General features: G+C 69.3%; 10 protein-coding genes. 7 read left to right on the top strand and 3 right to left on the bottom strand.

Translation table 11 applies throughout. The features are described from left to right. From GJV64_RS08205 to GJV64_RS08175, 7 genes are all read left to right on the top strand, one after another. On the top strand, window positions 1–591 hold a 591-nt coding region (locus GJV64_RS08205), incomplete at its 5' end, for a cytochrome c oxidase assembly protein (RefSeq protein ID WP_268920638.1). A gap of 4 nt (window positions 592–595) precedes the next feature. Continuing rightward, the gene (locus GJV64_RS08200) at window positions 596–1,429 is read left to right on the top strand and encodes a cytochrome c oxidase subunit 3 (protein WP_164156774.1); all 834 of its coding nucleotides are present in this window, start codon (window positions 596–598) and stop codon (window positions 1,427–1,429) included. Continuing rightward, on the top strand, window positions 1,422–1,778 hold the full coding sequence (locus GJV64_RS08195; RefSeq protein WP_235927661.1) for a DUF983 domain-containing protein: 357 nt from the start codon (window positions 1,422–1,424) through the stop codon (window positions 1,776–1,778). The genes GJV64_RS08200 and GJV64_RS08195 overlap by 8 nt, the downstream gene beginning before the upstream one ends. Continuing rightward, window positions 1,775–2,416, top strand: a complete 642-nt coding sequence (locus GJV64_RS08190) for an SURF1 family protein (protein ID WP_164156773.1) — start codon at window positions 1,775–1,777, stop codon at window positions 2,414–2,416. The genes GJV64_RS08195 and GJV64_RS08190 overlap by 4 nt, the downstream gene beginning before the upstream one ends. Before the next feature lie 12 nt (window positions 2,417–2,428). Beyond that, the gene (thrC, locus tag GJV64_RS08185; RefSeq protein ID WP_164156772.1) at window positions 2,429–3,817 is read left to right on the top strand and encodes a threonine synthase; all 1,389 of its coding nucleotides are present in this window, start codon (window positions 2,429–2,431) and stop codon (window positions 3,815–3,817) included. Then, window positions 3,814–5,046: a M16 family metallopeptidase gene (locus GJV64_RS08180; RefSeq protein ID WP_164156771.1), complete on the top strand. Its 1,233-nt coding sequence runs from the start codon at window positions 3,814–3,816 to the stop codon at window positions 5,044–5,046. Before thrC ends, GJV64_RS08180 begins: the two co-directional genes overlap by 4 nt. Next, on the top strand, window positions 5,043–5,921 hold the full coding sequence (locus GJV64_RS08175) for a class I SAM-dependent methyltransferase (RefSeq protein WP_164156770.1): 879 nt from the start codon (window positions 5,043–5,045) through the stop codon (window positions 5,919–5,921). Before GJV64_RS08180 ends, GJV64_RS08175 begins: the two co-directional genes overlap by 4 nt. Here GJV64_RS08175 and GJV64_RS08170 read toward each other — a convergent pair. From GJV64_RS08170 to GJV64_RS08160, 3 genes are all read right to left on the bottom strand, one after another. Further along, complete coding sequence (locus GJV64_RS08170; RefSeq protein ID WP_164156769.1) at window positions 5,910–6,347, bottom strand: DUF3429 domain-containing protein; 438 nt, start codon at window positions 6,345–6,347, stop codon at window positions 5,910–5,912. The genes GJV64_RS08175 and GJV64_RS08170 overlap by 12 nt on opposite strands. A 51-nt stretch (window positions 6,348–6,398) precedes the next feature. After that, window positions 6,399–7,052, bottom strand: coding sequence for a methyltransferase domain-containing protein (locus GJV64_RS08165; RefSeq protein WP_164156768.1), 654 nt, complete (start codon window positions 7,050–7,052; stop codon window positions 6,399–6,401). Window positions 7,053–7,114: 62 nt separating this feature from the next. Beyond that, window positions 7,115–8,533, bottom strand: a 1,419-nt coding sequence (locus GJV64_RS08160; protein ID WP_164156767.1) for a peptidoglycan DD-metalloendopeptidase family protein, incomplete at its 5' end; no start/stop codon positions are given.

Below are 8,533 nucleotides of genomic sequence, written 5' to 3'. Positions count from 1 at the left end.
GGCGCGGCAGCCGCCACGGCCCGGGCCAACCGGCGTGTCGGGCTGGCGGCCACGCTGCTGGCCGTAGGCATGATCGGCCTCGCCTATGCCGCCGTGCCGCTCTATCGCATGTTCTGCCAGGTGACGGGCTTTGGCGGCACCACCCAGGTCGCCGCCGCGGCGCCGGTGCCGACGGCCGTGCCGGGCCAGATGATCAAGATACGTTTCGATGCCAACGTGGCGCCCGGCCTGGGCTGGCGCTTCCGTCCCAAGGCGACCGAAGTCAGCATTCCCATCGGCGAGAAGCGGCTGGCCTTCTACACCAGCAGCAACACCGCCGCCGTGCCGGTCACCGGGCGTGCGGTGTTCAACGTCTCGCCCGATGTGGCCGGCCGCTATTTCATCAAGATCGACTGCTTCTGCTTCACCGAGCAGACGCTTGCCGCCGGCGAGACGGTGGACATGCCGGTCAGCTATTATATCGATCCGGCAATTCTCGATGATCCGATCGCCCGCAAGGTCGATGAAATCACCCTGAGCTACACCTTCTATCCGGTGGACAAACCAACGCCGGACACGGTAAGCGCTGCGACAAAACGTACCACAGGATAAGCCCATGGCTGCTGGCAAGACGCACCAATATCACATCCTCAACCCCTCATCGCGGCCGCTGATGATGTCGATGGCCGTGGGGCTGCTGGCCTCCGGCGCGATCGGCTGGATGCACAAGGCCGGCTGGGGCATGCCGGCCTTCTTTGCCGGGCTGGCGGCGGTGTGCGCCATGTTCTTCCTGTGGTGGAAGGATGTCGTCCACGAAGCCAACACTGGTGATCACACGCCCGTGGTGCAGCTGCATCACCGTTACGGGATGATCCTGTTCATCGCGTCCGAAGTGATGTTCTTCGTCGCCTGGTTCTGGGCCTATTTCAACGCCGCCCTCTACCCGTCTGCACACGAAGCGGTGGGCGGCGTGTGGCCGCCGAAGGGCATCGAACTGCTCGATCCCTTCGTCTTCCCGCTGCTCAACACGCTGATCTTGCTGCTCTCCGGCACCTCGGTCACCTGGGCCCACCACGCGCTGATCCACGATGACCGCAAGGGCCTGAAGCAGGGCCTGTGGGTCACCATCGTGCTGGGCCTCATCTTCACCGGCGTGCAGGCCTACGAGTATCATCATGCCGAATATGGCATGGCCGACAGCATCTATGGCGCCGCCTTCTACATGGCGACCGGCTTCCACGGCTTCCACGTCATCGTTGGCACCATCTTCCTGATGGTCTGTCTGGCGCGCACCTACAAGGGCGACTTCACGCCTCGCCAGCATTTCGGGTTCGAGGCCGCCGCCTGGTACTGGCACTTCGTCGACGTGGTGTGGCTGTTTCTGTTCATTGCCATCTATGTCTGGGGCTCCAAGTTCGGCGCCGCCGTCGCCGTGAGCCAGTTTGGCTGAGGCGCCCACACCGGTTGACGTTGCACTGAAGGGCTGCTGCCCGCGCTGTGGCGCCGGGCCCCTGTTTGCCGGCCTGATTGCCTTCGCCCCGCGCTGCACCGCCTGCGGCCTGGACTATGGCCGCTTCAATGTCGGCGATGGCGCGGCGGCCTTCCTGATCTTCATCGTCGGTTCGGTGATGATGGCGGCCGCCCTGATCACCGATGCCAAGTTTGCGCCGCCCTGGTGGGTGCATGTGTTGCTATGGACACCGCTCACGCTGGCCCTCACACTCGTCCTGCTGCGCGCTGCCAAGGGACTGCTGGTGGCGCTTGAATATCGCACCGACGCGGGCGAAGGCAGCCTGTGAGCCGCCGCATCCCCCTCATTCCCACGCTCATCACAGTCATCGGCGTGCTGGTGCTGTGCGGCCTTGGCCGCTGGCAGCTGGAGCGCCGCGAATGGAAGCGCGATCTGATCGCCCGGCTGGAGGCCGCCGGCACGCTGCCGCCGGTCAGCCCGTCGGAATTTGCCCGCGCGATGCAGGGCACGCTGTCGGTGCAGTATCGCCGTGCCGAGATCGGCTGCCACGCCGGCCCCAAGCGCCCTTACGACCTCAGGCCCGGCAGTTCGGCCGGCGGCACCTCCGGCTTCTATGTCGTCGTCTCGTGCCGGCCCAATGATCTGCCGCCCGACATCGTGGCGGTCGCCGGCTGGACGCGCCGCGCCGATGCCCGTGACAAGGTTTTGAACCTCGATCATGAACTGGCCGGCGTGGTGATCGAAAACCCTTATGGCAAGGAGCCTGGCCGGCCGCGCTTCATGCTGATCCCCGACAGCGCGATCGCCCCCTTGGGCCGCCCGCGTCAGCCGCGCGCCGCCGACCTGCCCGACAATCACCTCGCCTATGCCGGCCAATGGTTCGGGCTCGCAGTGGCGCTGGCCTTCATCTATGGCCTGTGGCTGCGGCGGCGGGGAATGGTTGCGCCGCCGGCCCGCCCTCAGTAAGCCGGCGCTGCCATGCGCTATATTTCCACCCGGGGGGCGGCCCCCATCCTCGATTTCGAAGGCGCTACCCTCGCCGGCCTCGCCAGCGACGGCGGCCTTTACGTGCCCGAAACCTGGCCACGCTTCACCGAGGCCGAAATCGCCGCAATGGCCGGGCTGCCCTATGTCGAGGTGGCGGTGCGCGTGTGCGCGCCGTTCACTGCCAGCGCGCTCGACGAGGCGGTTCTGCGCGACATCTTCACCCGCGCCTATGGCCGCTTTGCGCACGATGCCGTGGTGCCTCTGGTCCAGCTGGATCACCGGCACTGGCTGCTGGAGCTGTTCCACGGGCCAACGCTGGCCTTCAAGGATGTGGCCTTGCAGGCGCTCGGCCTGGTGTTCGAACGCTTCCTACGTGCGTCGGGCCGGCACATCACGGTGATCGGCGCCACCTCGGGCGACACCGGCTCGGCCGCCATTGATGCACTGGCCGGCCGCGCCGGGGTCGAGGTGTTCATGCTCCACCCCGATGGCCGGGTGAGCGAGGTGCAGCGCCGGCAGATGACGACGGTGCTCGATGCCAACATTCACAACATCGCCATTGCCGGCAATTTCGACGATGCGCAGGCCATCGTGAAGGCGATGTTCAACGATGCCGCCTTCGCTGCCCGGTTCCCGCTGGCGGCGGTCAACAGCATCAACTGGGCGCGGCTGCTGTTCCAGGTCGTCTATTATTTCACCTCTGCGCTGGCGCTGGGGGCGCCGCACCGCCGCGTTGCCTACGCGGTGCCCACCGGCAATTTCGGCGACGTGTTTGCCGGCTATGTCGCGGCGCAGATGGGCCTGCCCATCGAACGGCTGGTGGTCGCCACCAACCGCAACGATATCCTGCACCGTGCGCTGACCAGCGGCGATTACAGCGCCGGCACGGTCACCCCCACCGACGCGCCGTCGATGGACATCCAGGTCTCCTCCAACTTCGAACGGCTGCTGTTCGACCTGTCGGGCCGCGATGCCGGGGCGCTCGCCGCCGCCATGGCCACCTTCGAGGCGACGAAGACACTCGCGCTGCCAAGGGCCTGGCTGGACAAGGCCGGCCTCTTCAGCGCGGCCCGTGTTGACGCTGACGAAATGGCCGACACCATGCGCTGGGCGCTGGCCTACACCGGCCAGCTGATCGATCCGCACACCGCCATCGGCCTGGCGGCAGCGCGGCGGGACGATGGCGACACGCCGATGGTGACGCTGGCCACTGCCCACCCGGCCAAGTTCCCGGCCGCCGTCGCCGCGGCCACTGGGGTGACGCCGCAGTTGCCGGCACGCCTGGCCGACCTGATGACGCGGCCCGAACGCTATGACCGGGCGCCGGCGCGCCTGCAGGAGATCGAGGCGCACATCGCTGCACGCGCGAGACCGCGATGAGCGCGCCCCGCCTGACGACCCTGGAGAACGGCTTGACCGTGGCCAGCTGGGCGATTCCGGGTGTCGAGACCGTGGCGCTGGCGGTCAGCGCCGATACCGGCGCGCGCTTCGAGGCCGCTGACGTCAACGGCCTCGCGCATCTGTTCGAGCACATGGTGTTCAAGGGCACGCATCGCCGATCCGCCCGCCAGATCGCCGAGCAGATGGAGGACGTGGGCGGCCAGCTCAACGCTTGGACCAGCCGCGACGCCACCATGTTCCACGCCCGGCTGCTGGCCGGCGACCTGCCGCTGGGCGTCGATCTCGTCGCCGATCTCGTCTCCAATCCGCGCTTCGACGAGGCGGATCTCGTGCGCGAGAAGGAGGTGGTGCTGCAGGAACTGGGCGAAGCCCGCGACACGCCCGACGACATCGTGTTCGACCATCTGCAGGAGGCCGCCTATCCCGGCCAGGCGCTGGGCCGCTCGATCCTCGGTGACGAGGCCAGCCTGGCGCGCATCACCCGCGACGATCTTCTGGGCTGGCAGGCCGCCCATTATGCCCCGCAGCGGCTGCAGCTGGTGGTGGCTGGCAAGGTGGACCACGACGCGCTGTGCCGGCTGGCCGAGGCGGCCTTTCCCGGCCAGCCCGGCGATGCCGCGCGGCCGCCGGCCGAACCGGCGCGCTTTGCCCCCACCAGCCGCCACGACAAGCGCCGCATCGAGCAGGCGCAACTGACCGCCGGCTGGGCAGCGCCCGGCCATCATGACCCGGCGCAGGAGGCGGCGCTGCTGTTCACGCTGGCCGCCGGCGGCGGCATGTCGTCCCGCCTGTTCCAGCAGCTGCGCGAGGAGCGTGGCCTCGCCTATGCCGTGTCGGCGGCGCTGCAACCCTATGCCGATGGCGGTTTGATGAGCGTGCATGCCGCGACCGATCCGGGCAATGCGGCGGCGGCCCGCGAACTCGTTGGCCAGGTGCTGGCCGAGACGGCCAAGGGCCTTGAACAGGCCGAGCTCGACCGTGCCCGCGCCCAGGCGCTGGCCGGACTGCTGATGGCGCTGGAGGCGCCTCAGGGCGCCGCCGACTATCTGGCGCGCAGCCTCGCCGTGCACCGCCGCTTCGTGGCCCCGGCTGAAACCGTGGCGCGGATCAAGGCGGTGACGGTGGACGAGGCGCGCGCGACAGGCAGCGCCATGCTGGCCGGCGCACCGGCCCGCGCCGAGATCGGCAAGCACAAGCCAGCGGCATGACCGGCCTTGGCGTTCTCGTCACCGAGCCGTGGGCGGACTTCGGCCTTGTTGACTCCGGGGGCGGCCGCAAGCTGGAACGCCACGGCCGCTTCCGCTTCATCCGCCCCGAACCGCAGGCGATGTGGGCGCCCGCCAGCCCGGACTGGCGGGCGGATGGCGAGTTTGTCGGCGGCAGCGACGAGGAGGGCGGCGGCCGCTGGCAATTGAACAGCAACGTGCCAGACCGCTGGGCGATGCAGCGCCCGACGCCGGCTGGCCCGGTCGCCTTCTGGGCCAGCAACACGCCGTTCCGCCACCTCGGCTATTTTCCCGACATGGGCGCCCAGTGGGACTGGCTGCAGGCGGCGATCCGCCCCGGGGACCGGGTGCTCAACATGTTCGGCTATACCGGAGTGGGCAGCCTGGTGGCGGCGCGCGCCGGGGCGCAGGTGACCCACGTCGATGCCAGCAAGAAGAGCGTGGCCGCCGCGCGCGAGAATGCCGCGCTGTCCGGCCTCGCCGAAGCGCCCATCCGCTGGATTGTCGATGATGCGCTGAAATTCCTGCGCCGCGAGGTGCGGCGCGGCAGCCGCTATCACGGCCTGATCTTCGACCCGCCAAAATATGGCCGCGGCCCCGATGGCGAGGTGTGGCAGCTGGAGCGCGACCTGCCCGAACTGGTCGATCTCGCCCGCCAGCTGCTGGCGGATGATGCGCGCGTCTGCGTGCTCACCGTCTATGCCATCCGCCTCTCGGCGCTGGCGCTGCAGCCGCTGCTGGAACAGGCGCTGGGGCCACGCGGCGGCCGCATCGAGGTGGGGGACATGGGCGTGCGCGAAGAGGCGCGCGGCCTGATCCTGCCCACCGCCATCTTCGCGCGCTGGTCAGCCCTGTAGCACGGCCTGCCAGCCCAGCGCCGTGATTGCGCCGGCGGTGAGCAACATCCTGAGCCGGCCATACCAGCCGGGCAGGCCGCGTCCCGCCATATCCCACACCAGGTGGACGAGCAGCGCAGCGGCAAACAGGCCGAATTGCGCCACACGATACTTGGCCTCCACCAGCAGGATCAGCCAGCCGGCGATGCTGGGTAGCATGGCCAGGCCGATGAGGCGGGGGGCGGGTGCTGCCGCCTGCACCGCCGCACCCCAGCGCGCGCCGCCGAGGAACGACAGGATGATGGCGCTCCACCACAGCAACGCCTCGTTGAACTGCCAGCGGAAGTCCGGCCAGAGGAGCGTGGCGACGGGTGCCGCAAAAAACGGGATCAGGCCGGCGATGCCATAGAAGAGCACGATTGGCGGGGTGGTGGTGGGCGTCTGCATGGCGCCTTCGCCTGTCACGCACGCGGCGCGGCGCCCATGCGGCAAGTCGACTTACCCCCGGCAGGCCTTCACACTGTCGGGCCGCGGCCTGAGCCCGGGGCGGAACACCGCCACATAGCCCTGGCTGATGTCGGTGATGCCCACCAGCTCAAAGCCCACCGCCTTCACCTCGCAGGTCAGCAGCGCCTTGGGCATGCCGTGCTGCAGCGTCGGTCGGTCGAGATCAACCACCACCACGCGGCCGCCCGGCTTCAGGCTGGCGCGCAGCTTGTCGAGCAGCAGATAGGGCTGCTCGATCTCGTGATACATGTGGACCATCAGCGCGACATCGAGGCTCGCCGCCGGCAGCCGCGCGCTCGACTGGCCGCCGCGTACGAAGCGCACGTTGGACAGGCCTGCCGCCGCCACCCGCCGCCGCACCTGGTCCAGCGCCCGTTGCGACACGTCCTGGGCATAGACTCGGCCCTGCGGCCCCACCAGCGGCGCCAGACGCATCACGTAATAGCCGCCGCCGGTGCCGATGTCGGCCACAGTCTGTCCCGGCTTCACGCCGGCGATGCGGATGACGTCCGCCGCCTCGCCCAGCCGGTCGCGGTCGGCCTCCTCGCCCCAGGACGCAGAGACGATCGGCGCCACCGGGCGCTGCGGTTTCGGCAGGGTGGCCGTGGCGGCCAGCGCCAGCACGGGAGCGATGAGGGCGAACACGGTGCACCTGATGACAGGGGAGGATGGCCAAAAAATGTCGGTTGGCTGGTCTGCCGCCGGGGTCAGTCGTCGCCGGCTTGGGCAGCCTTTGGCGCGGCGCTGGCGACGTCGAGCGCGCGCCAGCGGTTCATCTGGCGCTGGAAATTGTCGAGCGCCCGGCCGCTCAGTTCGGCGCCGCCAATGAACTTCAGGCGCACCGGGTTGACCGGTGCACCGCGGAGATAGACTTCGTAGTGGAGGTGGGGCCCGGTCGACAGGCCGGTCGAGCCGACCGCGCCGATCACCTGGCCCTGCCGCACCTTCTGGCCGGGGCGTACGTCGATCCGCGACATGTGGGCATAGGCGGTGGCCAGGTCCTTGTTGTGGTGCACCATCACATAACGGCCGTGGCCGCCATGCCAGCCGGCAAAGCTGATCGTGCCGCTGCCCGCCGCCATGATCGGCGTGCCGGTGCCGGCGCCGAAATCCACGCCCTTGTGCATGCGCGAAAAGCCCAGCACCGGGTGCCGGCGCATGCCGAAGCCGCTCGACATGCGGGCGCCATCGACCGGCGTGCGCATCAGGCCCTTCTTCACGCCTTCGCCGCTGGCTTGGTAATATTCGCCTTCGAACCAGCCGATCTCCACCGGGTCCTTGCGGACCTGCGCCAGGGCGCCATAGAGCAACCGGCCGTGGCGCACCTCGCCGGTTTCGGCACGATCCTGCTCGATGATGATGTCGAACCGGTCATTGTCCTTCAGCCCGCGCTGGAAATCGACGACGTGGCGCATCTGGCGCACGAACTCGGCGGCCTGGGCGGCGGGAATACCGGCATTGCGCAGCGCCCGCGACAGGCTGCTGCCCGCCTTGCCCGACACCCTGAGCGGCGTGGAATCGACCCTGATCGGAATGCGCTTCATGACGAGCGCGCCATCGACACGGGCGAACTCCACCTTCAGGTCGAAGGCAGCGCGCAAGCTCATGCTGTCCAGCGGGCGCGGCACGCTCTTCGTGGCTCTGCGGCCCAGCACTAGGTCGGCGCGGCTGCCGCCCGGCGGGTTGAGCCCTTCAAGCAGGCGAGTGACGGTGGCGACATCCTCGGCGCCGACGCCGGCATTCCGGAGCGCGCCTGCCAGACCGCGCCGGCCGACGGTGAGGCTGCGTTCGACGCGCGGCCGCTCCGGCGCCTCGGCCAGCGGACGCAGCTGGCGGGCATCGACGTGCGGGGCGGCGCCGGTGCGCGCGCCCAGTGCCAGCGGCGCGATGGCGTGGGCGAGGCCGCCTTCACGTTCGGCCGGAGTGAAGGCGCGCGGCACGCCATCGTGGATCGGCATCACCTGGGCGCCGGCCCACAGGCCGCCGCCGACCAGTACGGCGCAGGTGGCGGCCTTCAGCCACCAGCGCCGGCTGAAAACGGCATTGCCCAGATCCAGATCGATGTCACCCTGCGCGGCGGCGCGGCGCAGGCGCTGCCAATCGGCAGCCAGCCGCTGGCGCTCGGT

This window comes from Sandarakinorhabdus rubra, from assembly GCF_010994245.1.
GTDB classification, from domain to species: Bacteria; Pseudomonadota; Alphaproteobacteria; order Sphingomonadales; family Sphingomonadaceae; genus Sandarakinorhabdus; species Sandarakinorhabdus rubra.
The sequence above is the reverse complement of the archived record's forward strand: the minus strand, read 5'-3'. Positions and strand labels throughout refer to the sequence as shown.